Annotated in this window: 26 protein-coding genes, 1 pseudogene and 2 riboswitches; of the genes and pseudogenes, 26 read left to right on the forward strand and 1 reads right to left on the reverse strand. The window is 42.7% G+C overall.

Annotated features, from left to right (window positions below):
* Window positions 1-15: 15 nt before the first annotated feature.
* A riboswitch (cobalamin riboswitch) is annotated at window positions 16-214 on the forward strand.
* 183 nt (window positions 215-397) lie between these two features.
* A riboswitch (cobalamin riboswitch) is annotated at window positions 398-583 on the forward strand.
* 119 nt (window positions 584-702) lie between these two features.
* Genes AC6HZ4_RS12915 through AC6HZ4_RS13025 form a run of 23 tightly spaced genes read left to right on the forward strand, consistent with a single transcriptional unit; the run spans window position 703 to window position 21,605 of the window.
* On the forward strand, window positions 703-1,086 hold the full coding sequence (locus tag AC6HZ4_RS12915) for a (2Fe-2S) ferredoxin domain-containing protein (protein ID WP_497495426.1): 384 nt from the start codon (window positions 703-705) through the stop codon (window positions 1,084-1,086).
* On the forward strand, window positions 1,087-1,791 hold the full coding sequence (locus AC6HZ4_RS12920; RefSeq protein WP_497495427.1) for a HoxN/HupN/NixA family nickel/cobalt transporter: 705 nt from the start codon (window positions 1,087-1,089) through the stop codon (window positions 1,789-1,791).
* Window position 1,792: 1 nt separating this feature from the next.
* The gene (gene cobJ / locus AC6HZ4_RS12925; RefSeq protein WP_497495428.1) at window positions 1,793-3,397 is read left to right on the forward strand and encodes a precorrin-3B C(17)-methyltransferase; all 1,605 of its coding nucleotides are present in this window, start codon (window positions 1,793-1,795) and stop codon (window positions 3,395-3,397) included.
* Window positions 3,398-3,434: 37 nt separating this feature from the next.
* Window positions 3,435-4,370, forward strand: coding sequence for a sirohydrochlorin chelatase (locus AC6HZ4_RS12930; RefSeq protein ID WP_497495429.1), 936 nt, complete (start codon window positions 3,435-3,437; stop codon window positions 4,368-4,370).
* Window positions 4,367-5,134: a precorrin-6A reductase gene (gene cobK, locus AC6HZ4_RS12935; protein WP_497495430.1), complete on the forward strand. Its 768-nt coding sequence runs from the start codon at window positions 4,367-4,369 to the stop codon at window positions 5,132-5,134. The genes AC6HZ4_RS12930 and cobK overlap by 4 nt, the downstream gene beginning before the upstream one ends.
* Window positions 5,135-5,158: 24 nt before the next feature.
* Complete coding sequence (locus AC6HZ4_RS12940; RefSeq protein ID WP_497495431.1) at window positions 5,159-5,806, forward strand: precorrin-8X methylmutase; 648 nt, start codon at window positions 5,159-5,161, stop codon at window positions 5,804-5,806.
* 3 nt (window positions 5,807-5,809) lie between these two features.
* Entirely contained in the window at window positions 5,810-6,904 is a 1,095-nt protein-coding gene (locus AC6HZ4_RS12945; protein ID WP_497495432.1) for a cobalt-precorrin-5B (C(1))-methyltransferase, read from the forward strand.
* Window positions 6,895-8,097, forward strand: coding sequence for a precorrin-6y C5,15-methyltransferase (decarboxylating) subunit CbiE (cbiE, locus tag AC6HZ4_RS12950; RefSeq protein ID WP_497495433.1), 1,203 nt, complete (start codon window positions 6,895-6,897; stop codon window positions 8,095-8,097). Before AC6HZ4_RS12945 ends, cbiE begins: the two co-directional genes overlap by 10 nt.
* 2 nt (window positions 8,098-8,099) lie before the next feature.
* Window positions 8,100-8,801, forward strand: coding sequence for a precorrin-2 C(20)-methyltransferase (gene cobI / locus AC6HZ4_RS12955; RefSeq protein WP_497495434.1), 702 nt, complete (start codon window positions 8,100-8,102; stop codon window positions 8,799-8,801).
* The gene (gene cobM, locus AC6HZ4_RS12960) at window positions 8,798-9,571 is read left to right on the forward strand and encodes a precorrin-4 C(11)-methyltransferase (protein WP_497495435.1); all 774 of its coding nucleotides are present in this window, start codon (window positions 8,798-8,800) and stop codon (window positions 9,569-9,571) included. Before cobI ends, cobM begins: the two co-directional genes overlap by 4 nt.
* Complete coding sequence (locus tag AC6HZ4_RS12965) at window positions 9,568-10,692, forward strand: cobalt-precorrin 5A hydrolase (RefSeq protein ID WP_497495436.1); 1,125 nt, start codon at window positions 9,568-9,570, stop codon at window positions 10,690-10,692. Before cobM ends, AC6HZ4_RS12965 begins: the two co-directional genes overlap by 4 nt.
* A gap of 18 nt (window positions 10,693-10,710) precedes the next feature.
* Window positions 10,711-12,078, forward strand: coding sequence for a cobyrinic acid a,c-diamide synthase CobB (locus tag AC6HZ4_RS12970; protein WP_497495437.1), 1,368 nt, complete (start codon window positions 10,711-10,713; stop codon window positions 12,076-12,078).
* Entirely contained in the window at window positions 12,071-13,591 is a 1,521-nt protein-coding gene (locus tag AC6HZ4_RS12975) for a cobyric acid synthase (RefSeq protein ID WP_497495438.1), read from the forward strand. The genes AC6HZ4_RS12970 and AC6HZ4_RS12975 overlap by 8 nt, the downstream gene beginning before the upstream one ends.
* On the forward strand, window positions 13,588-14,628 hold the full coding sequence (cobT, locus tag AC6HZ4_RS12980) for a nicotinate-nucleotide--dimethylbenzimidazole phosphoribosyltransferase (protein WP_497495439.1): 1,041 nt from the start codon (window positions 13,588-13,590) through the stop codon (window positions 14,626-14,628). The genes AC6HZ4_RS12975 and cobT overlap by 4 nt, the downstream gene beginning before the upstream one ends.
* A gap of 22 nt (window positions 14,629-14,650) precedes the next feature.
* Window positions 14,651-15,508 (forward strand): uroporphyrinogen-III C-methyltransferase, encoded by an 858-nt coding sequence (gene cobA, locus AC6HZ4_RS12985; protein ID WP_497495440.1) that lies wholly within the window; start codon window positions 14,651-14,653, stop codon window positions 15,506-15,508.
* A 12-nt stretch (window positions 15,509-15,520) separates the two neighbouring features.
* Window positions 15,521-16,066 carry a cob(I)yrinic acid a,c-diamide adenosyltransferase gene (gene cobO / locus AC6HZ4_RS12990; protein ID WP_497495441.1) on the forward strand — a complete coding sequence of 182 codons (546 nt, stop codon included), beginning with the start codon at window positions 15,521-15,523 and terminating at the stop codon, window positions 16,064-16,066.
* Window positions 16,066-17,148: a threonine-phosphate decarboxylase CobD gene (cobD, locus tag AC6HZ4_RS12995; protein WP_497495442.1), complete on the forward strand. Its 1,083-nt coding sequence runs from the start codon at window positions 16,066-16,068 to the stop codon at window positions 17,146-17,148. The genes cobO and cobD overlap by 1 nt, the downstream gene beginning before the upstream one ends.
* A gap of 12 nt (window positions 17,149-17,160) precedes the next feature.
* Window positions 17,161-17,700, forward strand: coding sequence for a bifunctional adenosylcobinamide kinase/adenosylcobinamide-phosphate guanylyltransferase (cobU, locus tag AC6HZ4_RS13000; RefSeq protein ID WP_497495443.1), 540 nt, complete (start codon window positions 17,161-17,163; stop codon window positions 17,698-17,700).
* Window positions 17,697-18,440 carry an adenosylcobinamide-GDP ribazoletransferase gene (cobS, locus tag AC6HZ4_RS13005; RefSeq protein ID WP_497495444.1) on the forward strand — a complete coding sequence of 248 codons (744 nt, stop codon included), beginning with the start codon at window positions 17,697-17,699 and terminating at the stop codon, window positions 18,438-18,440. Before cobU ends, cobS begins: the two co-directional genes overlap by 4 nt.
* Window positions 18,437-19,048, forward strand: coding sequence for a histidine phosphatase family protein (locus AC6HZ4_RS13010; RefSeq protein WP_497495445.1), 612 nt, complete (start codon window positions 18,437-18,439; stop codon window positions 19,046-19,048). The genes cobS and AC6HZ4_RS13010 overlap by 4 nt, the downstream gene beginning before the upstream one ends.
* Before the next feature lie 13 nt (window positions 19,049-19,061).
* Window positions 19,062-19,766, forward strand: a complete 705-nt coding sequence (locus AC6HZ4_RS13015) for an adenosylcobinamide amidohydrolase (RefSeq protein ID WP_497495446.1) — start codon at window positions 19,062-19,064, stop codon at window positions 19,764-19,766.
* 3 nt (window positions 19,767-19,769) lie between these two features.
* Window positions 19,770-20,729, forward strand: a complete 960-nt coding sequence (gene cbiB, locus AC6HZ4_RS13020; protein WP_497495447.1) for an adenosylcobinamide-phosphate synthase CbiB — start codon at window positions 19,770-19,772, stop codon at window positions 20,727-20,729.
* 30 nt (window positions 20,730-20,759) lie between these two features.
* Window positions 20,760-21,605: a GHMP family kinase ATP-binding protein gene (locus tag AC6HZ4_RS13025; RefSeq protein WP_497495448.1), complete on the forward strand. Its 846-nt coding sequence runs from the start codon at window positions 20,760-20,762 to the stop codon at window positions 21,603-21,605.
* A gap of 51 nt (window positions 21,606-21,656) precedes the next feature.
* On the opposite strand, the pseudogene AC6HZ4_RS13030 reads toward AC6HZ4_RS13025, so the two are convergent.
* Window positions 21,657-21,829 (reverse strand): annotated as a pseudogene (locus AC6HZ4_RS13030) (asparagine synthase).
* 206 nt (window positions 21,830-22,035) lie between these two features.
* Here AC6HZ4_RS13030 and AC6HZ4_RS13035 point away from each other — a divergent pair.
* The 3 genes from AC6HZ4_RS13035 to AC6HZ4_RS13045 all read left to right on the forward strand — a co-directional run bounded on the left by AC6HZ4_RS13035 (window position 22,036) and on the right by AC6HZ4_RS13045 (window position 26,553).
* Complete coding sequence (locus AC6HZ4_RS13035) at window positions 22,036-22,737, forward strand: hypothetical protein (RefSeq protein WP_497495449.1); 702 nt, start codon at window positions 22,036-22,038, stop codon at window positions 22,735-22,737.
* A gap of 320 nt (window positions 22,738-23,057) precedes the next feature.
* The gene (locus AC6HZ4_RS13040) at window positions 23,058-24,770 is read left to right on the forward strand and encodes a methyl-accepting chemotaxis protein (RefSeq protein WP_497495450.1); all 1,713 of its coding nucleotides are present in this window, start codon (window positions 23,058-23,060) and stop codon (window positions 24,768-24,770) included.
* 442 nt (window positions 24,771-25,212) lie between these two features.
* Window positions 25,213-26,553, forward strand: coding sequence for a TrkH family potassium uptake protein (locus AC6HZ4_RS13045; protein ID WP_497495451.1), 1,341 nt, complete (start codon window positions 25,213-25,215; stop codon window positions 26,551-26,553).
* Window positions 26,554-26,560 lie beyond the last annotated feature (7 nt).

Consider the following 26,560-nt stretch of genomic DNA (forward strand, 5'->3'; position numbering starts at 1 on the left):
AATTACATATTATGTTATCAATCAGTAGGATAAGATGCTATAAAGCTTAAAAGGGAATTCGGTGAGAATCCGGAGCTGTCCCCGCAACTGTAAGTGTGAACGAAATGAGCAGACCACTGTATAAGAATGCTTTTGTAAGAGGCAGCTTATATGGGAAGGGCTCAAAGTAGAATGATACACAAGCCAGGAGACCTGTCTTAATCTTATAAAGTTTCAATTTCTTCGGGGATGGAGAATGGGAAGCGATGATGACAAAGGGATTCATATCTATTTGCCCTTTTATGTCTATTTCATCCGCTCAAATTCCACTGAGCGGATTTTTTGCATTTTGATTAATTTCTGTTCCTTATCGTTAAGGATCATTTTCCTTAAATTGTATTTTTGGAAAGAAGAAAATTGCATATGATTTGAATTGGGTGCACAGCGCGTGTTGTGCTTAAAAGGGAAGAACGGTTAAAATCCGTCACGGTACCCGCCACTGTATAGGGGAGTTTTCTTGCACATATGTCACTGAGTCTGATCGGGAAGACGCAAGAAAGCAAAGATCCGAAGTCAGGAGACCTACCTATATTCATTTGTTTCACGAAACCTACGGGCTTATAGGGGAAGTGCAATATCGCGGCATTTTTGTTATGCGTATATTCTGCACCTCTATTCGATAGAGGTGCATTTTATTTTATTAGGATAATAGGAGGGATTAGGATGACAACTTGGAACCTACGAGGAACAAAGCATCATGTACTAATTTGTAACGGGAGCAGTTGTATGAGAAAGGGAGGAGAGGAGGTTACAAAGGCGGTTCGCGATGAGATTGCCTATTTAGATTTAGATTCTGTTGTACATACAACGAGAACGCGCTGTAACGGACGATGCAAGGATGCTTGTGTGATGATTGTGTATCCAGAAGGAACCTGGTATAAGGCTGTTACGCCGGAGTTCGGTACGGAGATTGTGCGGCAGCATTTAGCTGGAGGACAGGTTATAGAGGATGCGGTCATATACGAATATAGCGATGCTGGTTTTGTCGCACCAGAGCAAACAGATTGTATTGTTGGGGTATCAAAGCCCGTAAAGGAGAAGTTCTAAATGGAAGCAATTACTTTTGCTATGCTAGCGATTTTTATAGGAATTCGGCATGGAATGGACGGAGATCATGTGGCTGCAATTGCGGATATGGTAGGCAGCGAAACTGAAAAGAGAAGACGACTTTCTCTTGGAATTATGTATGCTTTCGGACATGGTTTTATTGTGTTTGTTATTGGATTACTATCTATTTTTATCGGCTTAACTTTCTCATCTGCTGTCCGCCAGTGGATGGAAGCGGGAGTAGGGATAACACTTCTTATTTTAGGGATCGTAATCTTGCATTCGATTTTCCGGCAAAAAAAAGAGTATGAGCATAAAAGCCGCATACAAATTGTATATGAGTATATAGCAAGTCTTTTTGGAAGGGACAAACAACAAAAGAGAGTACATCCTGTTTCCTTTGGGATTGCGAGTGCTTTCTTAATAGGGATTATTCATGGAATTGGAGTAGAGAGCCCTACGCAAATTGCTCTCATTTCACATGCGGTTGATCTGAACAGCACATTAGCTGCCACGATGCAACTCATTCTTTTTGTGATTGGACTGCTTGTTTCCACCATATGTATCACATTTTGTCTGTCTTGGGGGTTTATGAAGGCTAGACTTCGAAGAATTCTTTTTCTTGCACTTGGCTCAATTACAGGGATGTATAGTCTAGGGCTAGGGGTTTTTATGTTGCTAGAATGCTGGAAGGGAGGCGCTTAAGATGAAAGGAAAATTGCTTGTAATTGGCTTTGGTCCGGGAAGCTTTGAACATATTACAGAACGGGCAAGAGAAGCATTACAGGAAAGTGATGTTATTATTGGCTACAAAACATACGTAGACCTGATTAAGGGATTATTAACAGGGCAGCAAATTGTCAGCACTGGTATGACGGAGGAGGTAAGCCGGGCACAAGAAGCGGTGAAGCTGGCTGAGCAGGGCAAAAAGGTTGCCGTTATCTCAAGCGGTGATGCAGGTGTATACGGAATGGCAGGCCTTGTATATGAGGTGTTGATTGAAAAGGGGTGGAAGAGAGAAACAGGTGTCGAGGTTGAAGTGGTGCCGGGGATTTCGGCTATCAATTCTTGCGCTTCCTTATTAGGAGCTCCTGTAATGCATGATGCGTGTACCATTAGCTTGAGTGATCATTTAACGCCATGGAGCATCATTGAAAAACGAATTGAGGCTGCAGCTGCAGCAGACTTTGTGATTGCGCTCTATAATCCGAAAAGCGGAAGAAGAACGAGACAAATTGTAGAAGCGCAAAGAATTTTACTTCAGCATCGTTCCCCGGAGACTCCGGTTGGATTAGTAAAAAGTGCCTATCGTGATCGTCAGGAGGTTACGATTACAAATTTAAAGGAAATGCTGGAGCATGATATCGGGATGCTTACAACTGTTGTGATTGGAAACTCTTCAACGTTTTTATACGAAGGTTTGATGATTACACCGCGCGGATATCAACGGAAATATACATTAGGAAAAACAGAGCAGCCTTTAAAGCCGCATCAGCGTTTACAAAAGGAAGCGGAGCCGTGGGCGTTGGAACAAACGATTGCGGCAAGGCAGGAACAAACAACGCAAGCTATCTCATCAAGAGAAATAGCTGAACAGGCCCTCCTAGCCATTACGGGTGGAGAAAATATGGCAGGAAATTCTTTCCTACCGCAAGCAGTTCTCTCTATTTTTGAGGTTGCAGTTAGCCCGGGTGTTGCTAACAAAACATTTACCCCAGCACAAATGATTGCAATTGCCGAAGCTGCGGGGGAGGAAGGAAGCATTACATATACGCCTGATCACTATGTCAAGCTTCAGGTTCCAACCGATAATCCGCAGTCTTTAATAGAAAAGCTTACTGCTAGAGGGTTGGTGCTTTCTCCAGTCGGCGAAGTAGCGACAGTAAAAGCATGTGATTTTTGTGACGGAGAGAAGAAGGATTCCATTCCGTACGCTGAAGCGCTGCAAGAGAGCTTAGGCGGTATGGAACTTCCAAAGGAGCTGAAAATTGGTTTTAATGGCTGCGCGATGGCGTGTTACGGAGCGGTGCAGGAGGATATTGGCATTGTGTATCGTAAAGGTGCGTTTGATCTATTTTTAGGAGGAAAAACGATAGGACGAAATGCGCATCCTGGTCAACCAGTTGCGGAGGGGATTCCGACAGACCAGCTTGTAAGTATAGTGGAAAATATTGTTCATGAATATAAAGAGACAGGATATCCAAATGAGCGTTTCTTTAAATTTTTTAAGCGTAAAAAAAATCTGCAAGGATTTCAACATGAGGACGTTGCGCCAAAGCTGCAGGTAGAGCCGGCTGCATGCGGGGATTAACAGAAATGAAATCTTTTCTATTATAGGAGGAAATAAGATGCAAGCAGTTTTATTTGTTGGACATGGCAGCAGGGATCCAGAAGGAAATAAACAGGTAAGGCAATTTATTGAAAATATGAAATCCAGCCTAGATAATTCGTTATTAATTGAAACATGCTTTTTAGAATTTGAGCGGCCGACAATAAGTCAAGGGATTGATACATGTGTAGAGAAAGGCGCAGAGCATGTGATCCTCATTCCAATTATGCTGCTTCCAGCTGGGCATTCGAAAATCCATATTCCAGCAGCAATTGATGCAGCAAAGAAAAAATATCCGGATATTCAATTTACATATGGCAGACCAATCGGAATTCATGAGGAAACGTTTGAAATCTTAAAAACAAGGCTGCAGGAGATCGGCGAGCATATAGAAGAACCGCCAGAAGATACGGCTGTTATACTTCTTGGAAGAGGCGGCAGCGATCCAGATGCAAACAGTGAATTATATAAGATTGCTAGATTGCTATGGGAAAAAACGAACTACAAATTAGTAGAGCCGGCATTTATCGGTGTTACAAGCCCTCTTACAGATGAGGGTGTCGCACGTTGTATCAAGCTTGGTGCAAAGAAAATTATTATTCTACCTTATTTTCTATTTACAGGTGTGTTAATTAAGCGGTTAGAAGAGATGACAGATCAATTCCGTCTTCAATACCCAGACATTGAATTTCAATTAGCTGGATATTTTGGCTTCCATTCTAGATTACAAACGATTTTAAAAGATCGTGCGCAAGAGGCGCTGCAGGATGAAGTGAAAATGAACTGTGATACATGTCAATATCGTCTTGGTGTAATGGAACATATGCATCATCACCATCATCACGACCATGATCACCATCATCATGATCACCACCATCACGACCATGATCACCACCATCATGACCATGATCATGACCACCATCATGACACGGACGAAAAGGCGGGAGTGCGATGAAGGTATTTTTGCTAGCAGGAACGAGTGATGCCCGTGCACTTGCTTTAGAGATTCAGCAGACTGGCTACGATGTTCTTGCGACAGTCGTAACCGAAAATGCAGCCTTGGAGTTACATAACTCAGGATTGAATGTACGTACGGGACGTTTGACCGATGAAGAAATGGCAAGCTTCATTCATGAAAATGGATTTTCTGTTGTTGTAGATGCGAGTCATCCATTTGCGGAAGAAGCCTCTAAAAATGCAATAAGTGCCGCAAAGCGCTGCAGAGTGCCCTATATTCGCTACGAACGTGATTCTCAAACATTTGTATACGAAAACATGATGATTGTAGATAGCTATGAGGCTGCAGCTGAAGCAGCTGCCGAGAAGAAAGGTGTTATTATGCTGACAACCGGCAGCAAAACGCTTGAAATTTTTACAAAGAGATTGCTAGAAGAGCCGGATACGAGACTGATTGCACGTATGCTTCCCCGTGTTGATAATATGGAAAAATGCGAGCGGCTTGGCCTCCCTCAAAAAAATATTGTTGCTATTCAAGGACCGTTTACAAAGGAGTTTGATAAGGCACTTTACAGACAATACGGCGTAACCGTTATGATCACGAAGGAAAGCGGACGCGTCGGTTCAGTTGATGAAAAGGTAGAGGCGGCAAAGGAGCTTGGGATCGATATTATTTTAATCGGACGTCCAGTGATTGATTACGGAACAGTGTATTCCAATTTTTCAGATGTTATACAGGCTTTACAAAGAGCTAGTCTATGAGAATAGAAGAAGGAGTGAAGATAGATGGATTTTTTAACAGAGTTTAAGCCTATTACTGTACAGCCGGAGCAAATCGAGGAAACAAGCTTTCAAATGATTGATGAGGAAATTGGGGAACATCCCTTTACACCCGAACAATACCGTGTTGTACAGCGTGTTATTCATGCTTCCGCCGATTTTGAATTAGGGAAAAGCATGTTATTTCACCCAAAAGCGATTGAAGCAGGCATACAAGCAATTCGAAGCGGTAAAAAAGTTGTAGCAGATGTACAAATGATTCAAAGCGGTGCAAATAAAACAAGAATTGAGAAACATGGCGGAGAAATTAAGGTCTACATTTCTGATCCGGATGTCATGCAGGAAGCAAAACGGTTAAACACGACACGTGCAATTATCTCCATGAGAAAAGCAATTAAAGAGGCTGATGGCGGTATTTATGCAATTGGTAATGCCCCGACTGCACTATTAGAACTCATTCGTTTAATCAAGGAAGGAGAAGCAAAGCCTGGATTAATTATTGGAATGCCTGTGGGATTTGTATCGGCAGCGGAGTCTAAGGAAGAGTTGGCGAAGCTCGACGTTCCGTTTATTACTAATATCGGAAGGAAGGGCGGCAGTACTGTTACAGTTGCAGCGTTAAATGCAATTTCTATTCTTGCAGACAAGGTGTGACACATGGAAAAGGAAACCAAGCTGAGGGAAGGGTATACGACAGGTGCGTGTGCTACTGCTGCGACGAAGGCTGCTCTGATTGCACTTATTACTGGAGAAGTGCAATCAGAGTCTACTATTTACTTACCTGTTGGAAGGTTTGCTACCTTTTCAATTGAAAGCTGTGACATGATTGATGGCTCTGTAACGGCAAAGGTGATAAAGGACGGCGGCGACGACCCGGATGCTACGCATGGAGCTGCTATCCTGGCAACTGTTACATGGCGAGAGCAAAGCGGCATTGTGTTAGATGGTGGAATTGGTGTTGGGCGTGTTACGAAGGAAGGGCTTCCTGTTGCTGTTGGGGAAGCAGCAATCAATCCTGTACCGCGTAAAATGATACATGAAACAGCAGAAGAAGTGTTACGGAATCATCATGTGGATAAGGGAATACGAATTATCATTTCTGTGCCAGACGGAGAAGAAATCGCAAAAAAGACATTAAATGGACGCCTTGGAATAATTGGCGGAATTTCTATTTTAGGAACGCGCGGCATTGTTGTTCCTTTCTCTAGTGCTGCTTATAAGGCGAGCATTGTGCAGGCCATTCGCGTAGCACGGGCAAGCGGCTGCGAGCACATTGTAATCACAACCGGGGGAAGAAGTGAAAAGTGTGCAATGCAGCAATTTCCTTTCTTACCAGAGGAAGCGTTTATTGAGATGGGAGATTTCGTAGGATTTACGTTAAAGCAATGTAAAAAACAGGGCGTGAAGAAGATTTCTATGGTCGGAATGATGGGGAAGTTCTCAAAGGTTGCACAAGGCATTATGATGGTGCATTCCAAAAGTGCTCCTGTTGATTTTGCTTTTTTAGCCCATATGGCTGAAGAATCAGGAGCTTCTGAAGAATTAGTAGAGAACGTTCGACAAGCGAACACTGCTTCACAGGTGGGAGAGATGATGCAAGCGCAAGGAAATCTGAAGTTTTTTGAAACGCTTTGTATGTACTGCTGTCATGCAGCTTTAAAGGAGATAGACGGAGGAGCAGAAGTAGACACATCTTTGTATACGATGAAAGGGGAATTTTTAGGAATGGCGGTGCGGAACAGATGGGATTGAAATTGATTGGAATCGGTGATGATGGAAAGCAAAGCTTACTCCCCATATATGAAACATGGATTAGAGAGAGTGAAGTGCTAATAGGAGGGAAACGTCAGCTTTCATTTTTTCCAGATTACGCAGGAGAAAAAATTGTGATTGACGGCAAGCTTTCCTATTTAGTTGAGCGTTTAAAGGGGGAGGAGAGAAGCGCTGTCGTGTTAGCGTCGGGAGACCCATTGTTTTACGGTATCGGTAGTTATTTGGCAAGTAAGCTAGATATTGAGGTATATCCGTATGTAAGTTCGATTCAATTTGCGTTTGCTAAAATAGGTGAGCGGTGGCACGATGCATATGTAACGAGCGTGCATGGAAGAAGCATGAAAGGATTGGCACAAAAAATTGATGGCAAGGAGAAAATCGTGCTTTTAACTGATGCGGAACATTCTCCAAATCGGATTGCATCGTATTTGTTATCATTTGGGATAACAGAATATAAGGCATTTGTTGGAGAGAATCTTGGCGGGGAGCAGGAGCGGTGCCGTTGGTTTTCTCTTGAGGAAATGGAGAAGGCAGAATTCTCGCCTCTGAATGTTGTGATATTGAAAAAAATAGCGGAGAGCCCATCATGGTCGATCGGCATTGAGGATGAAGAATTTTTTCAGCGGAAGCCGGACAAGGGTTTAATTACAAAAAAAGAAATTCGAACCCTGAGCTTGAGCGCGATGCGGTTAAAGGAAAGCAGCACCGTTTGGGATATCGGTACATGTACCGGCTCTATGGCGATTGAAGCTGCAAAAATTGCCCGTGAAGGTCAGGTATTTGCCATTGAAAAAAATGAAGCGGATTTAGAAAATTGCTTAGAAAATATGAAGAAATTTCGCACTGATTTTACAGCCGTTCATGGTAAAGCTCCAGAGCGGCTCGAGGAGTTTCCGGATCCTGATGCGGTTTTCATCGGTGGTACGGCAGGAGGAATGGAGGACATTCTTTCTATTTGCTGCAGTCGCCTAAAAGCGAATGGAACCATTGTTTTAAATGCAGTAACAATTGAAAATTTAGCGGAAGCAACAACCATTTTTAAGAGGCTCGGTTTTCAGGTCGACATTACACTCGCACAAGTCTCAAGAAGCAAGCCAATTTTAAACTTAACACGCTTTGATGCGCTCAATCCAATTTACATCATTGCTGCAAAGCGTAAGGAAGGGGAATAAATATGATCGGTACATTATATGGTCTCGGCGTCGGTCCTGGAGATCCAGAATTACTGACGGTGAAGGCGTTCCGGAAACTGAAGGAGTCCCACGTCATTGCATACCCGAAAAAACAAAAAGGAAGCAAAAGCTATGCTCAAAAAATTATTGATGTGTATGTACAGCCAGGAGAGAAAGAAATGCTCGGGCTTGTGTTTCCGATGACGAAGGATCCTGCTATCTTGGAAAGCAAATGGAGCGAAACGGTTGAGAGTGTTTGGGAGAAGCTGCAAGAGGGGAAGGACGTTGCGTTTGTGACAGAAGGAGATCCTCTTTTATATAGTACATTCATACATATGATGCGTCTCATGCAGGAGCGCTATCCCGAGGCAGCGATTGAGGTTGTGCCTGGTATTTCATCCATGAACGGGGCGGCTTCGAGGCTTGGGATTCCACTCGCGGATGGTGATGAGCATGTTGCTATTATTCCAGCGCGTGATGACTACGAGGCGATGAAGAGAGCAATTCAGGAGCATGATTGTGTTATTTTTATTAAGGTTGCGAAGGTAATCGACTTAATGATTGCTGTACTCAAGGAGCTAAACTTACTGTCAAAAGCATCTGTTGTAACAAAGGTTACGTCAGATGAAGAAATTATTTGGAAAGCAGATGAATTGCAAGGTGCAGAGTTGGAATATTTAACATTAATGGTGGTGAGAAAATGAAGCTTTATATTATTGGTGCTGGTCCCGGAGACCCGGATTTAATTACAGTAAAAGGATTAAAGCTCCTAGAAGAAGCGGATGTTGTCTTATATGCAGACTCTCTTGTGAATGAAGCATTAATTCAGAAATCAAAGCAGGGCGCAGAGATACTCAAAACAGCCGGAATGCATTTAGAAGAAATGGTAGACATTATGGTCGACCGAATTCGCCAAGGTAAAAAGGTTGTACGTGTCCATACAGGAGATCCCGCTGTGTATGGGGCCATTATGGAGCAAATGGTTTTGTTAAAACAGCAGGGCATTGATGTCGAAATTGTACCGGGTGTAAGTTCCGTATTTGCAGCAGCTGCTGCAGCGCAAGCAGAATTGACGATTCCTGATTTAACACAAACCGTTATTTTAACAAGAGCTGAGGGACGTACGCCGGTTCCTGAATTTGAGAAGCTAAAGGATTTGGCAAAGCATCACTGTACAATTGCTCTTTTCTTAAGTGCCACATTAACAAAAAAAGTTGTAAAAGAGCTAATAGAGGCGGGATGGGCCCCAGATACGCCTGTTGCGGTTGTGTATAAGGCGACATGGCCTGATCAAAAAATTGTTCGTACGACAATTGAAAATTTAGACGAAGCAATGCGCCAAAACGGCATTCGTAAGCAAGCGATGATTTTAGCAGGCTGGGCGCTTGATGAGAATATTCATGATAAAAATTACCGCTCGAAGCTCTATGACCAAACATTTACGCACGGATTTCGCCGGGGGGTGGAGGCATGATTCTCACTTTGCAAGAGGAACAAATGCCTGAAATTCAACAACGCGGTGATTATGCGATAGTCGCTATTACAAAGCATGGAGTACAAGTTGCAAGAGAACTCGAGCGTTCTTTCCAAAATGCGGATTTATATTATATGAGCAAGTTTGAGCAGGGAGATGAACAGGAGAAGGGAATTCAGCTGTTTACGGGAAGCGTTCGTTTGTTGCTGCCGTCTTTATTTCAATCTTACAAAGGGCTTATTATTATTATTTCTCTTGGGGCAGTTGTTCGGATGATCGCTCCTCTCCTGCGGGATAAAAAGACAGATCCTGCTGTCGTTGTGATTGATGATAAAGCCGAGCATGTAATTAGTGTATTGTCCGGGCATATAGGTGGGGCAAACGAACTAACAAAAGAAGTCGCGGCTATATTAGGGGCACGCCCTGTCGTGACGACAGCTTCTGACGTACAGCAAACAATTGCTGTTGACTTATTCGGTAAACGGTTTGGCTGGGTTTGGGAATCTGCTGAAAAGCTGACTCCCGTTAGCGCTGCGGTTGTCAATGAAGAGCCGGTTGCCGTTGTGCAGGAATCAGGTGAGAAGACATGGTGGCAGTATGATAGACCATTGCCGCCGCATATCCGTGTGTATTCCTCAATTAATGAGGCGCTTGCACAAGACCCGGCTGCTGCACTTGTTGTTACACATCGAAATCTATCAAAAGAAGAATCTAGAATTTTACATAATGGCGTACTATATCGCCCAAAGGTCATTGTACTTGGAATAGGATGTAATCGCGGTACATCAGCCGCGGAGATTGAGGAAGTTATTCATGCGACGCTGCATGAACTGAATTTTTCCATGAAAAGTGTAAAGGCTGTTTGTACAATTGATTTAAAGAAGGATGAGCAGGGGCTGCTAGATGTTATAAAGAAATATGATTGGGAGTTTATCTATTACTCTCCTGAACAATTAAATGCCGTTCCTATGCAACAGCCCTCACATACGGTATTTCAATATACGGGAGCTTACGGAGTCAGTGAACCGGCTGCTCTTTTATACAGTGGCGCGGAAAAGCTTGAGCTCGTAAAGAAGAAGTCAGGAAATGTTACGATTTCTGTTGCGGTAGTGCCGCATTAAGCCGGGGGAGGAAAGAGTATGGAAAATCGCAGGCTCGTCATTGCGGGAACGGGAAGCGGCGTCGGAAAAACAACGCTTACGATTGGGCTTATGGCAGCATTTCAAAAAAAGGGTTTCGCAGTACAAGGGTTTAAATGCGGACCAGACTATATTGATCCTACCTATCATACTGCTGTAACAGGAAGACCGTCTCGTAATGTGGATAGTTGGATGCTTTCTCATGAAATGGTACAAGAAATTGTACAAAGAGGCAGTGAAGGAGCAGATATTTCTATTATTGAAGGAGTAATGGGCTTTTTTGATGGGAAAAGTCCAACGAGTAATGCTGGGACAACAGCGGAAATTAGTATGATTACGAAAAGCCCAGTCATTCTTATTGTAAATTGTGCCAGTATGGCGCGCAGTGCAGCCGCAATCGTGAAGGGATTTCAATGCTTTGCGGAAGGACCAAATATTGTGGGTGTCATCGCAAACCGTGTTGGCAGCGAAGGGCATTTTCGATTGGTACAAGCAGCAATTGAGCAGGAGTGCGGCATCCCGGTTGTCGGTTATTTAAAAAGGGATGAAGAGCTGACCATTCCAGAGCGTCATCTCGGACTTGTTCCGTCCGTAGAGCGCGGAGAACTGGATTCGTTTTTTCATAGATTAGGGGACCTTGTATCAGAGACTATTGATATAGAAAAGCTATATGAGCTGGCAAAAGCACCCCGGTTGCACATTCAGGAAATGCAGTTCCAAAGGAAAGCACCGCAAAGTGTACGCATTGCAATTGCAAAGGATGCAGCTTTTAATTTTTACTATAAAGAAAACCTTGAGCTCCTGCAAGCATATGGAGCAGAGTTGGTGGAATTTTCACCGCTTAAGGGGGAGGTTCTTCCTGCTGCTGTACATGGCTTATATATTGGAGGAGGATTTCCAGAGGAATTCGCGGAGGAACTTGCAGAACAAGCGGCAGTAAAGCAGTCGATACGGACAGCTATTGAAAATGGTCTTCCTACTTTAGCGGAGTGCGGCGGTTTTATGTTTCTAACAGAAGCAATCGAGGAAACAAATGGGAAAAGACATGAAATGATTGGTATCATTCCCGGAAGTGTGAAAATGCAAAATAAATTAGCAGCCCTTGGATATCGTACAATTGCGGGAGCAGAAGGGAACTTTTTGCTTGATGGCGGCGTACAGGCAAAAGGGCATGAGTTTCACTACTCTGTATTTCATCCAAAAGGAGATATTCCGCATGCATATGAAACAACAGGTATGCGCGGCAAGAAAATGGAAGGGTATATGAAAGGGAATTTAATTGCCGGATACACGCATTTTCATTTCGGATCTTGCCCGCAAATGGTTGAAAATTGGATTCGGCAATGCAAGGAGATGCAATATGAATAAAGCTCTTCCGATTATGTTTCAAGGCACGCATTCGGATGCGGGGAAAAGTGCGATTGTAACAGCATTTTGTCGTATTTTTTACCAGGACGGTTTTAAAACAGTTCCATTTAAATCACAAAATATGGCCTTGAATTCTTATATTACGGTGGACGGAAAGGAAATTGGGAGAGCGCAGGGAGTACAGGCTGAGGCAGCTAGAATTATGGCAACAACACATATGAACCCAATTTTAATTAAGCCGACCCGTGATAATGAATCGCAGATTGTTGTACATGGAAAGCCTTATAAAAATATGAAAGCCGCCAATTATAGATCGGAATTTTTTGAAACTGGATTACAGCTCATTCAAGAATCCCTGTCTGTTCTTTCTAATTCTTATGAGCGAATTGTCATCGAAGGTGCAGGCAGTCCTGCAGAAGTCAATTTAAATGATAGAGAAATGGTGAATATGCGTATTGCCCGCATGGCGAATGCTCCTGTTGTGTTGATTGGAGATATTGAAAAGGGAGGGGTCTTTGCAAGCTTAGTAGGCACGCTTCAGCTTCTTGAGCCGCAGGACCGCGACCGTGTAATCGGTGTAATTATCAATAAGTTTCGGGGGGATATCAGTCTTTTAGAGCCCGGGCTTAAGTGGTTCGAAGAGTATACAGGAAAGCCCGTACTTGGTGTTGTTCCGTATTTGCATCATTTAAATATAGATGCAGAGGACTCTGTCATTTTACATCAGTATACAGCGATGCGTAATACCGACAAGGAACTGGATATTGCTGTTATTCAATATCCGAAAATATCAAATTTTACGGATATCGATCCGTTTTTTATAGAGCCCGATTGTGATGTTCGTTTTGTAACAAGAGCAGATCAGCTAGGAGAGCCTGACCTTATCATTTTGCCGGGCAGCAAAAATACAATTGAAGATTTTTTGTTTATGCAAGACAACGGTATTGCGGATAAAATAAAGGCTTTATATAAAAGAAAGCAATCCATGATTTTCGGTATTTGCGGCGGGTATCAAATGCTTGGGCAGCATATTCATGATCCGTTTGCTGTAGAGTCACCAGAGCTCTATACAGAAGGCCTTGGCCTGCTGCCTCTTTCTACAACTATTACAAAGGAAAAAACAACGATACTGTCACAGGGTATTTTGAAGCTTTATAATGAAGAAATGAGTGTAACAGGCTACGAGATTCATATGGGTGAGTCACGAATACATGGTATCGTTGAACCGCTCATTCAAAAAGCAAACGGGCAGGAAGGCTGCAAGAGTTCAGATGAGCAAGTGATGGGCACATACTTTCACGGTATATTTCATAACGATGCGTTTCGGGAGCTGCTTTTAAATCATATTCGTGGGAGGAAAGGGCTATCGCCAATATATGAGCGTGTTTCTTTTAATAGGATCCGTGAAGAAGCTTTTGATCGATTGGCTGAACATGTTAGAAAGCATGTCCAAATCGATGTGATTGAACAGAAAATGGAGGAGTTCCAACGAAAGGGGATCAAGGTGCGATGAATGTTACAACTCGCATTCAGCCTGTAGACAAAGAAAAAGGCCGCCGTGTGCAAGCTTATATTGATACGTTAACAAAGCCGCAAGGAAGCCTTGGAAGATTAGAAGAAATAGCGATGCAGCTCGCGGAAATAACAGGGGAGGATTTTCCTCTTGTTACGCCTCCGGGAGTCATTATATTTGCTGCAGATCACGGTATTGTAAAAGAAGGTGTTTCTGCTTTTCCGCAAGAGGTAACTGCGCAGATGGTAATGAATTTTTTGAACGGCGGTGCGGCTATTAATGTGTTCAGTAGACAAATAGGCGCGATGCTTGAGGTTGTAGATGTTGGAGTTGCTGCAGATATATCTGCTGATGGTGTTATTCATAAAAAGGTCCGATATGGTACCGCAAACTTTTGCGAGCTAGATGCAATGAGCCGAGAAGAAGTAGAACAGACGCTGGCGATTGGATATGAGCGAGGGGAAGCGATGATTGGCCGCGGCGCTAAATGTCTCATTCTAGGAGAAATGGGGATCGGCAATACGACAGCAAGCAGCGCAATTGTGGCTGTATTAAGCGGAAAGGTTGTTGCCGATCTAGTTGGCCGCGGAACAGGAATTGGACAGGAGATGATTCTTCATAAGCAGAGGGTCATTGAACGAGCAATCGAAGCACGAAAGCCAAACCGAAATGACCCAATCGATATACTTGCGAAGATTGGAGGATTGGAAATTGCCGCTATAACGGGTGCGATACTTGCTGCCGCTGCGCATCGTATTCCTATTCTGATTGACGGTTTTATTTGCACGACAGCTGCTTTATTGGCGCAGGAAATGTGTCAGGATGCAGCGGATTATATGTTAATTGGACATCGTTCTGCTGAAATTGGGCATGAAACAGCGGTGCAGTTGCTAGGAAAAACACCGATTCTAGATTTAGGGCTTCGTTTAGGAGAAGCCAGTGGTGCGGCTGTTGCGTTCCCTATTTTACAATCGGCATCTCTTATGCTTAAAGAAATGGCAACGTTCGATTCGGCAGGTGTGTCCAATCGAAAATAAATACAAAGGGGGTTGATACATAATGGAAAAAGGGACGGTATATCTTGTCGGAGCAGGGCCTGGTGACCCTAAGCTCATTACAGTGTATGGGATGGAATGCATTCAAAAGGCAGATGTAATCTTATACGATAGATTAAGCAACGAACAGCTTCTACAATATGCAAAGAAAGAGGCAGAGCTGATTTTTTGCGGTAAGATGCCAGGAAAGCATGAGATAGTGCAGGAGAAAATCAATGAATTACTTGTTGAAAAGGCATTGCAAGGAAAGACTGTAACACGTTTAAAGGGCGGAGATCCATGTGTGTTCGGGCGTGTTGGTGAGGAGGCCGAGGTGTTGGTGCAGGCAGGAATTCCATATGAAATTGTACCTGGTATTACATCAGGAATCGCGGCACCTGCGTATGCCGGTATTCCTGTTACTCATCGGGATTATGCTTCCTCCTTCGCGATTGTAACGGGACATGGCCGATCTGAAAAAGGAGAAGACCATCTCAATTGGGCAGCCCTTGCACAAGGGATCGATACCATTGCCTTTTATATGGGGGTAGGTAATTTAAGATATATTTGCCGAAAGTTAATCGAGCATGGTAAACACCCGGATACGGCAGCTGCGCTCATTGAGTGGGGAACAACGGAAAAACAAAGGACTGTAACAGGGACGTTGGAGACAATTGAGGATAAGGCGGAAGCAGCTCAGATTACGCATCCTGCTATTGTTCTTGTAGGAAATGTTGTGCAGTTAAGAAGCAGATTAAAATGGTTCGAAGAAAGCAGTGCAAATAACGGTGATTTGTTTATGGGTGGTTTAGCGGAAGAAGCATTAAAAGTTGGGAAATCATCTGCACGAACCTCCTTTGAGGAAAAAACAGCGAGTATGTAAGGGGGAGGAAAAATGAGTTCTCAAAAGCAGCGTGGGCTGACGCTCGTATACACAGGTGATGGAAAAGGAAAAACAACTGCAGCTCTCGGTCTTGCCATTCGTGCAACTGGGCAGGGAAAGCGCGTGCTAATGATCCAGTTTATTAAATCTCCTGATAGGATGTCTGGTGAAAAAAAGATGTTTCAGCAAATTGGCATTGAAATGCATCAAACAGGGATTGGTTTTACTTGGACGAAAACACCAGAGGAGCACCGGGAAGCATTGCGGCAAGCATGGGAATTTACGAAGGAAAAGGTTTTCTCAGGTGGATATGATGTGGTGATTTTAGATGAATTAAACAACGCCCTTGCGATTACTGGATTTCCAGTTGAAGACGTGCTCCCGCTGGCAGAGGTGGAGCATCTTATCAAAAATCGTCCAGTTTCTATGCATCTTGTGATTACGGGACGTTCTGCCAAGGATGAAATTAAGGAGCTTGCCGATCTGGTAACAGAAATGAAACCTATTAAGCACTACTACGATGATGGTGTTCCGGCTGTGAAAGGGATTGAATGGTAATGGCATGGATTGAAGCTCATGGACATGGCGGAGATATGCTTACGGCAGCGAGTATATTCGGGATGGACGATGGTTCGTTTCTTGATTTTAGTGCCAATATTAACCCGCTTGGACCGCCATTGCGTGTAAAGGAGTTGCTGCACAATCAGCTCTCTACAATCGTTCATTATCCAGATCCATCTCAAAGACTTCTGAAAGAAAAGCTTGCTAAGAAGCTGCATATTCCATCTGGACATCTTGTAATTGGAAATGGTGCTGCAGAATGTATGGCTCTTGTTCTTCTTGCCCTGCAGCCTAAAACAGTTGGGGTTGTGAACCCGTGTTTTTCTGAATACGCTCAGCTAGCAGCAGCATTTGGTGCACAAGTTATTTCGTGCGAGGGGAGATGGGAACATGATTATAAGCCTCATTTCCCTGATTTATTCCAATTGCTTAGTGAGGCTGACATTGTATTTATCGGTCACCCGAACAATCCGACTGGTGTTGTGTACACAAGGGAAGAGCTAGTTCAAATTGCTGAGCAGGCAGCGAAGACAAATACATACCTTGTTGTGGATGAGGCATTTCTTGACTTTCTCCCCCATAGCGAACAAGTAACATTGCTGCCGAATTTAGGTGAATACAAGCATGTGATTCTTATTCGCTCTATGACAAAGTTTTATGCTATTCCTGGACTCAGACTCGGCTATGCAATCGCGCAGCCGGAGCTAATCAAGCAGATGAAGGGCAAGCAAGTGACGTGGAGCGTGAATCAGTTAGCTCTCATTGCTGGCGAAGCTTGCTTGGAAGAACATATATATGAAGAGATGACGATTCAGCTTGTACGCAAGCAAAGGGAGTATTTGAAGCATCAGCTTGAGGAACTGGGGTTATTTGTATTTCCAGGGCAAGCAAATTTTTTACTAGTGCGTCTTCAAAACGGAAAAACTGCCGCTGATGTGCAATGGGATATGGGGAGAAGAGGGATTTTAATTCGATCTTGCGCGATGTATCCCGGCTTAACAGAACATGACTTTCGAATTGCTGTTCGTATGAAGGAAGAAAATGATCAGCTTTTGCGTGTCTTGAAAGAAATTTTGTAGGAGGAACGGTGTATGGGTTTCGTCTTTATTACAGGGGGCGTGCGCTGCGGGAAAAGTGCATTTGCCGAGCGGCTTGCTGCTATGGAATCAGATTCTGTTCTCTATGCGGCATTTGGAGTGGTAACGGACGAAGAAATGAAGATTCGTATCGATGCGCATAAAGAGCGGCGCCCTAAGCATTGGGGAGTATGGGAAGACTCTGACAATCTGATTATTCCGGCCAAAGTCCTTTGTGAATATCAGGTAGTTTTAGTAGACTGCCTAGCAACTTGGCTTGCTAATCGATGCATGCAAATCCCGGAAAATGAATATAAGCAGCCATTCCATAAGGAACGTATACGAGAGGAAGCTGGGGAATGGCTGAAACGTATAAAGCAGTCAAAGCAGCATGTCATTGCAGTATCGAGTGAAGTCGGACTTGGCGGAGTTGCAATGTCGCCGCTAGGCCGTTTGTTTCAAGATATGCTCGGGGAAGTCAATCAGCTGGCAGCGCAGCAGGCAGATGAGGTGTATGCTGTATTATCAGGCATTCCGTTGAGGTTAAAAGGATGAGGGCATTTTTAAGCGCACTTATGTTTTTAACAAGAATCCCTGTTCCTGCCGTACATGTTACGGAGCGGGACTGGCAGAAGAGCTCTATCCATTTTCCGTTCATCGGTCTTATTATCGGAGGACTGTTATATGTTACGGCAATTGGACTTAAGCAAGTGTTCCCTTCTTCTGTTTCGGTCTTTTTTATCGTACTTATATGGATTTGGATTACTGGAGGACTGCATATAGACGGATGGATGGATTTAGCTGACGGACTTGGCAGCAATCGAAGCAAAGAGCAGATGCTTGAAATTATGAAGGATAGCCGCGTTGGTGCAATGGGGGTTATTGCGGCCATTTGTTTGATTGGCGGAAAATTCATAGCTGCACACGAGCTTTTTCAGGAAGGTCTTTTTTTTGTTTTGATTGCTTCTCCGTTGTATGCGCGATTGATCCTGATTGGTGCGATTAAGCTTTGGCCATATCGAAAGGAAGGCGGTTTAGGAGCGGGATTGCGGGAAGCTATTACACTTCCTGTTCTTTTGTTTCATTTTGTATGGATTGTTAGTCTTACCTATGTAACGTTAGGTGTAAAAGGGATTTTTGTATTTCTATGTACAATCATACTTTGTGCTGGATTTATCGCAAACATTTATCGGAAATTACAGATGCTTACGGGAGATTGCTACGGGGCCATTGTCGAGTGGTGTGAAGCTGTATCGCTTTTTCTCGCTATTGCCATATGGAGGTTGTTTCCATGAAAATCATATTTGCGAGACATGGGGAAACAGATGAAAATATCGCTCGCCGTTACCTCGGTCACTTTGATGCACAATTAAATGAAAATGGCCGTCAGCAAATTCACCGTTTGGCAGCGCATATTAAACGGGCATACGGCCAGGAAATCACCCGTATATACTGCAGTGACCTGTCTAGGACGAGAGAAAGTGCGGAAATTATCGGAAGCTACTTGCAGATGCAGCCTGTTTCTGTAATTGCGTTGCGAGAACTGCACTTTGGAGATTGGGAATGTGAAACATACGGCAGCATTCACGAACGAGTACTGTTGGAAAAATGGATACAAAATCCCTTTCATATTGCTCCTCCAAACGGTGAGACGCTGCAGCAGCTTGGAAATCGGGTAGATGCTTGGCTATCTTCTGTATTACTTCATGGGAAGGAAGATGAGACGCTTCTCATTATGAGCCACGGGGGGCCGATCCGCTGGGTTTTGGCGAAGTGGATTATGAAAGATATACAAGAGTTTTGGAATACGGAAGGTGTCAATCATGGCGGCGGTATTGTGCTAGAGCTTGAACATGATAGCAACTTTCATAAAATACTAGATAGAATCACATGGAATAAATGATGGAGGATAGCAGGTGCAGCCATTTCAACATAATGATTACTATGCTTCAAGTGTGTGGCCAGAATTATATATATACAAAAAAGGGGATCATTTGTTGATTCCTTTTCCGTTTTTATTAGAAACAATTAGTAGTGCAGTACATAGAGGAGGTTTCGGGAAAGCAAGCCATTTTGTGAATTGGCAGGTTCCGCTTAACTACAGCGCAGTGGATCCGACTGGGCATATGAAGCAGCAGGTAGAAGAATGGGGATACGATCCAGAAGCAGTAGTAGCCTTGCAAACAGCAGCGAGAATTCATCTTGCCTCCGTGCAGGAGGAGAGCGGAGACGGATTTCGGATTGTTTGCTGCGTAACAGCAGGGATTGGAAACCGTGCTAGAGCGGGGAAAAGGAGGCGAACGTTTCCAGCGTACCAATGCGGGACGATTAATACATTTTTATTTATTGACAGCTGCTTAACTCCGTCTGCGATGGTAAATGCGATCATTACAGCGACGGAAGCAAAGGCTGCTGCGTTGCAGGATTTACATGTTATGGACGAATCAGGAGAGTTTGCAACTGGTACGACAACCGATGCGATTGTGATAGCTGTCAGTCAAAACAGGCAGGAGTATCCTGTTCATCAATTTGCCGGTGTGGCTACTACAATCGGAAATGCAATCGGTCGTCTTGTATATAATGGATTATACGAGACGGTTCATAATTTAGGAGGGAGATAGAAAATGTTTGCAAGTTGTATATATATTGGGCTCGCTTATATTGTGGATCGTCTCGTTGGAGATCCACGTACATTTCCTCATCCAGTTGTTTTGATTGGGAAGTGTATAGCCTTATTAGAAAGGATTATAAGGAGGATGGTTATGCAGGAGCGAATGCTCAAGCTAGCTGGGCTTTTGTTCCCCCTTCTTATTGCGGGAGGATCCTTTTTCGTTGTTACATTACTGCTCGATGTTCTTCGTTTATGGAACGATTGGCTTGCGTTTGCGGCAGAGGTTTGGATTGTGTCTACGACGATCGCTGTGAAAGGTCTGGGAGATGCGGCAATGGAAGTCTATCGTCACTTGCAAAATAGTGATTTTCAAAAAGCTCGGCGCAGCCTAGGAATGATTGTAGGACGAGATACTGCCGAATTGGATGAAAGTGAAATTTCACGCGGTGCCGTAGAAACTGTAGCCGAAAATATTGTAGATGCCATTATTTCCCCTTTATTTTTCGCGTTTATTGGCGGAGCACCGCTTGCTATGGCATACAGAGCTGTCAATACGCTTGATTCCATGGTGGGATATAAAAATGAAGCATATCGAAACCTTGGCTGGGCTTCAGCGAGAATGGACGATGTGTTGAATTATATACCTGCTCGTTTGACAGGTTTATTTATTATGATAGTCTGTTTCCTAATGAGGTTAGACACGCAGCGCGCATGGACAGCAATTCGTCGGGATGCGAAGCTTCATCCAAGTCCAAATAGCGGGATTCCAGAGGCAGCCGTTGCTGGAGCACTAGGCATTCAGCTTGGAGGCACAAACTTTTACCAAGGAATCCCCTCCAATCGGGCTAAAATGGGGGAGCCGCTTAGACGGATACAAAAACATGATATTATTCTCGCCATTCAGATTATGAATAGGACGGCAACGATATTTGTAGCTGCTTTATGTATCATTGGAGTGTTACTTGTATTATAAATGAAAAAGAAGGAGCAGGAGTTTAGCTATATGAAGGTAGGGAGTGGGAGTTGCAGTGGTACGTTTGGTGAACTTGTACAAGGTGTTATAAACGAACGGCCTTTTTTAATTACGCTGCCTGTTGGGGCTTTAAAAAGCAATGCTTTGTTTGTGCCCGACCCAAATGCCGCTGATATTGTGAGCGCACCAGCAAGACAAAAGGCTAGGATTGCGTGCAAAAAGCTTTTGAGGTACTTCGGTATCAAGATAGGAGGTTATTTGTATATTCAATCGAATATTCCAACCGGAAAAGGAATGGCCAGCAGTTCTGCTGATATTATAGCAGCGATACGAGCGGTGTCTGACAGCTGTTCCCTTCCCGTAACAGAAGAACTTATTTCGAGCATAGCTGTGGAAATTGAGCCTACGGATGGCATAATGTATGAAGGAGTAGTTGCTTATGATTATCTAAATGGGCAGTTAATTGAAGCATTTGATTCGTTCCCTCCTTTTACTCTGATTGGTTTCGATGTAGGAGGAAGTGTTGATACAGTGGAATTTAATCAAAAAACGAAGGGATATAGCAAAAAGCATAAGGAAAAATTCCAGCAAGCATATGAGCTTGTAAAAGAAGGAATAAAAGACCAAAACTTTTCTTATCTTTGTGAAGCTGCAACAATAAGCGCCCGCATTAATCAGTGCATATTAGCAAAGCCGCACTTTGATGAACTAGAGAAGCTCGCTAAACTATATAACGGAGGTGTAGTGGTCGCTCACAGCGGGACTGTGGCCGGGATTTTGCTAAACGCACAGATGCCTGATATCCAAGCGGTTTCTCTAGAAATTAAGCAGGAGCTGTGCTTCTTAAAGGAAACCAATATACTGCAATTTTCATGATATAAGGAATCCAAGGAGGACGAGCGTATGTGCAGCGCTCGTTCTGTTTATTTATCGACGATGCTCTACAAGGTCAATAACCCCTAGTACAACGTGAGCGAGTCCAAATCCAAATACAGTGTTTGCAACCATAGAACTTACTTTCGATTTTGCTTGAATGCATAACCGGTAGCGGAAACGGCTGTACCTAGTACAGTTGGAATTAAACCCTCTCGAATGTTCAAGGTATTTCCCTCCTCGTCGTAATCAACGAATATACGGTACGTATGCGTGGATACCGAAGTTATTTTTTGTTTATTTCCAAAAAACATAAGTGCTTGTTATTGGAAGCAATTTTGCTTATAGGGAATATATAGATTAAATTGGAAGCGCCGAGAAGCAGAGAGCAGGAAATAATAAAATCGATGACCTCGAAAGGAAGGGATGCCATATGTCATTAGAATGGTTTGACCGAGTTACCGGAGAACTGCAGGATTATTTGGAGTCCATTTGCGATAAGTACGACCAAGTTGGTCATATGACAATTGACAGAGGTGCGAAACACCCAAGAATTGAGTTTTTCGTTGAACTGGAGGATAACGAGCGAGAATATTTTTGCACTCTTTTCTTCGACCCATATAACGAGGAATTTTATATAGAATCGCTGGATATGGAATTTGATCAGCCATCCAGAATGATTTTACAGGATATAGAAGACATTGTCGATGCTGTTCATGAAAGTTTTCATCAGTACGTAAACAATGATATGGATACAGATGAGTACATGGTTATGGAAGATGATGACATGGATGAAGAGTATGAGATGGACGATGATGAAGACAGAATAGAAGATGAAACGGACATGTATGAGGAAATAGATGCTGAGATGTATGAGGAAATTGATGTAAGGTGGACAACCCCTGAGGTAACTGCTTATGCTCATGAGGATGATGTGGAGATTACGTATCAATTTGGGATTGTAGAAGAAACAGGGGATGGAGTGCTCCGCCGCGTAAACCGTTTAATAACAGCTGACCGCGATTTGATTGAGGATGAAACGAATTTTATTTTCAGTAAAGAAGAAGCGAGTACGATTATTGCGATGATTGCAAGCCATATGGACTCTTTAACTGAAATGGACTATGAACACTGAATGTAAGTTAAGACCGTTCCGCCTGGAGCGGTCTTATTTTATTATATAGCAGTGCATTACGCACAAGATTTAGCAATGTTGAGCTGGCATTGTACTAGCTTCTTTTTCTGTTACTTGTAGACCATATTGCAAGCGAAGCGGATTATTTTATGCGAGCGCCTTAAAAGCTAATAGAGGGGAGTAGATTCCACTCAAGATATCATTATTAATTAGAAAGATTTACTTGTCAGATATTTTGTTCAATTCACTATTAAAAATTATTAAACTGTATATAATTATATCTAGTTTAATGATTTTTAATAAAAAACGGGGGAAAGAGTATGAAGTATTTTGTCAATCTTAAAGTTTTTAATAAAATGCTGTTACTGCTAGCTGCAGTTTGCTTAATACTCGGAATAGAAGGGTATCAAAGCTTCAAATCCATGCAACAAGCAAAGCAACAGGCACAGCTTATTTATGAAAGAGATTTGATTTTGAGCAATCTTTTAAATGAGATACGTGTTATGACAAAAGAAAATCAAGCATCTTTAATGGAATTGATGGTAACGCAAGACGAGGCTATGAATAAAGAATTGCTAAATAGTATTGACGATAAAGGCACGAAGGTTCTTGACTTACTTCAACAGCTAGAGAAACGTAATTTATCGGAAAACGAAAAGGAGCGGTTGGCGACATACAGGGAGTTATTACAAGAATACAGAACAGAAAGAACAAAGGTATTAGATCTTGCTATGCAAAATAAGAACCAAGAAGCTTATAAAATATATGTTGAGTCTCAAAAGGAAAAAGCAGATCAATTAAATAGCCTTTTAAATGATTGGGTGCAGAGCAATGAGGCAAAAGCAAAAACATCATATACAGATGCTGCAGAGCAAAGCAAACATGCAATCACAACATTTATTATTACTACAATTATCGCTCTTCTCTTCTGCGTTGCGCTCATTATTGCTGTCACACGTACAATTACACAGCCGTTAAAGAAGATACAGACGTTAATGAGAGAAGCAAAAGATGGGGACTTGACTGTTCGTGGAACATACGAGTCACAGGATGAAATAGGAATGCTTACAGCCGATTTCAACAACATGATGGCAGCGCTTCAAGGAGCTATAAAGCAGGTAAGCGAAAGCTCTGTCAATTTGGCTGCAAATGCTGAAGAACTGTCAGCTTCCAGTGAAGAGACTGAGGCAGCCTCCCAAACCATCTCGTTAGCTATGCAAGAGGTCGCGAGCCATTCTGACAAGCAATTGGCAGATATTAAAGAAAACGTACATGCAGTCGAAAATATAAGTATTGGAATTGGAAAAATCGCTCAATCAGCTTCTTCTGTATCAGAAACATCTAGTGCAGTAGCAACAGAAGCAGAGAAAGGAAATGCTACTGTGCAAAAAGCAGTGAACCAAATGCAGCAAATTCAATTTTCTGTCGGCGAATCTGCCTCCATCATGAGACAGTTAGGTGAAACATCAAAAGAAGTGGGTACGGTTGTAAATGTGATCACCTCCATTGCGGATCAAACAAATCTGCTAGCTTTGAATGCGGCTATAGAAGCTGCTCGTGCCGGCGAATCTGGCCGTGGTTTTTCCGTTGTAGCTGATGAAGTGCGCAAGCTGGCCGAGCAATCTAAGCAGGCAACAGAAAATATCACAGCAATGATTCACCAAATTCAAGCTGAAACTGCACTCGCTGTAGAGAAAATGGAAAAGGGAAATCATGATGTAGAACAAGGTACCACTATTGTACAAGAAGCGGGAGTAGCATTTAACAACATTGTATCAGGTGTTGAAAGTGTTGTTCATGAAATTCAAAAGATTTCCCGTTCATCTGAAGAAATGGCTGCCAGCTCCGGACAGGTCACTACATCAGTTGTAGAAATGGAAAATAGCATGAGAGCTGTACTAGAAAGTGTTCAGCAAGTAGCCAGCTCGCTTCAAGAGCAGTTGTCTTCAACAGGAGAAGTTGCAAATTCTGCACACGAACTCGGAAAGATGGCAGAAGCGTTACAAGAAATGGCTCTCCAGTTTAAAGTCTAAACAACATACAGAAAAGAGGGTGCTCCCTCTTTTTTTTTTAACTTTCTAGCTTAATTAGTTATTTTTTTAGATGATAGATCCGTAGCAAATACACTATCCTTTCTTCATAATGAGTATCGTACGTAAAAGAAATGCTGTTTGATTTGGAAGGTATCCATCCTGTGCAATACTTCTTTTTGTTGGAGGGGGTGAATGAAAAGTAAGAAATTTACAATTTAACGGAAGAGGATTTACTGTGAAAATAATTAGGAGAAATTGCCGTGTTTAACAAACAGAACACGGTTTAATTCAGGAAGAAATGAAAAATACTATCTCAGAAATGAATGTTTAAAAAGTGTAGATTGTCCATTTATTGAATCTTTTGGTAAAGTGAAGATATCATTGGAATAAACCATTGTTTGATTCCGAATGAATCTCAATATCTAAGTAAGGAGAAGTTGTAATGAAAAAAAAACCGATATATTCCTTGGATCCTCCTAAGGTATTGGTGGCAGGATTTGCTCTTATTATTTTATTGGGCGCGTTTCTTCTCACCCTTCCTATAGCTACTAAGGATGGGGGAGGGCTTCCGTGGTTAGATGCATTATTTACATCTACATCTGCTACATGCGTAACAGGACTTGTGGTTGTGGATACCGGAACGACATTTACGTTGTTTGGACAATTGGTTATTTTGTCCCTGATTCAAGTAGGCGGTTTAGGATTTATGACGTTTGCGACCTTTTTTGCGTTTCTTTTGGGGAAGAGAATTTCTCTGAAGGAGCGGTTGTTATTACAAGAAGCCTTAAATAACTTATCTGTTGCGGGTATTGTCCTCTTAGTAAAAAGAATTCTCATTTTTACACTTGTAATTGAGCTGATTGGCGGGATTTTATTAGCCATTCGCTTCGCGTTTGATATGCCGCTTTCCCAAGCGATTTATTATGGAATATTCCATGCTATTTCAAATTTTAATAATGCAGGATTTGATTTAATGGGGGAATTTAGAAGCTTGACCGGTTATGTAGAAGATCCCCTTGTCACATTAGTGGTTTGTATACTGATCACACTAGGGGGAATTGGCTTTATCGTGATGAATGAAGTGTACGAATACAGGCAAACTCGCCGTTTTTCTTTACATACGAAAGTTGTTTTCTTTACAAGTTTTCTATTAGTGGTGTTAGGGACTGTCATTATTTTCTTGCTGGAATTTAATAATCCCAAAACATTACAGCCGTTATCCATGTCTGGTAAAATTCTAGGGTCTTTGTTCCAAGCTGTTACGCCGAGAACAGCAGGGTCCAACACACTCAATATCCCTGATTTAACACAGCCGACTCTGTTCCTTATTATTATTCTGATGTTTATTGGAGCCTCCTCTGGGTCTACAGGCGGGGGAATTAAAACAACTACATTTGCCACTTTATTAGGAGCAGTATGGTCACAGATAAAAGGGAAAGAAGATGTCGTGTTTTTCCAAAGAAGAATTCCATATGATACGATTTATAAGGCGCTTACTGTTACATTAAGCGGTCTTCTCCTTGTCATGACGGTTACCATGCTATTAACGATTACAGAACGAGGAAAAGATTTCTTGATGATTCTGTTTGAAGCAACTTCTGCTTTCGCAACGGTCGGGCTCTCTATGGGGCTAACGCCTGAATTATCGCCGTTTGGAAAAATAATGATTATACTAACAATGTTTGCGGGAAGGGTAGGCCCATTAACCATTGCTTTTGCTGTTACACTCCGAAGACAGTCAGATCCGTTCAAGTATCCAAAAGGAAAAATCATGATTGGATAATGTCCCC

Source organism: Ectobacillus sp. OTK (genome assembly GCF_059698935.1).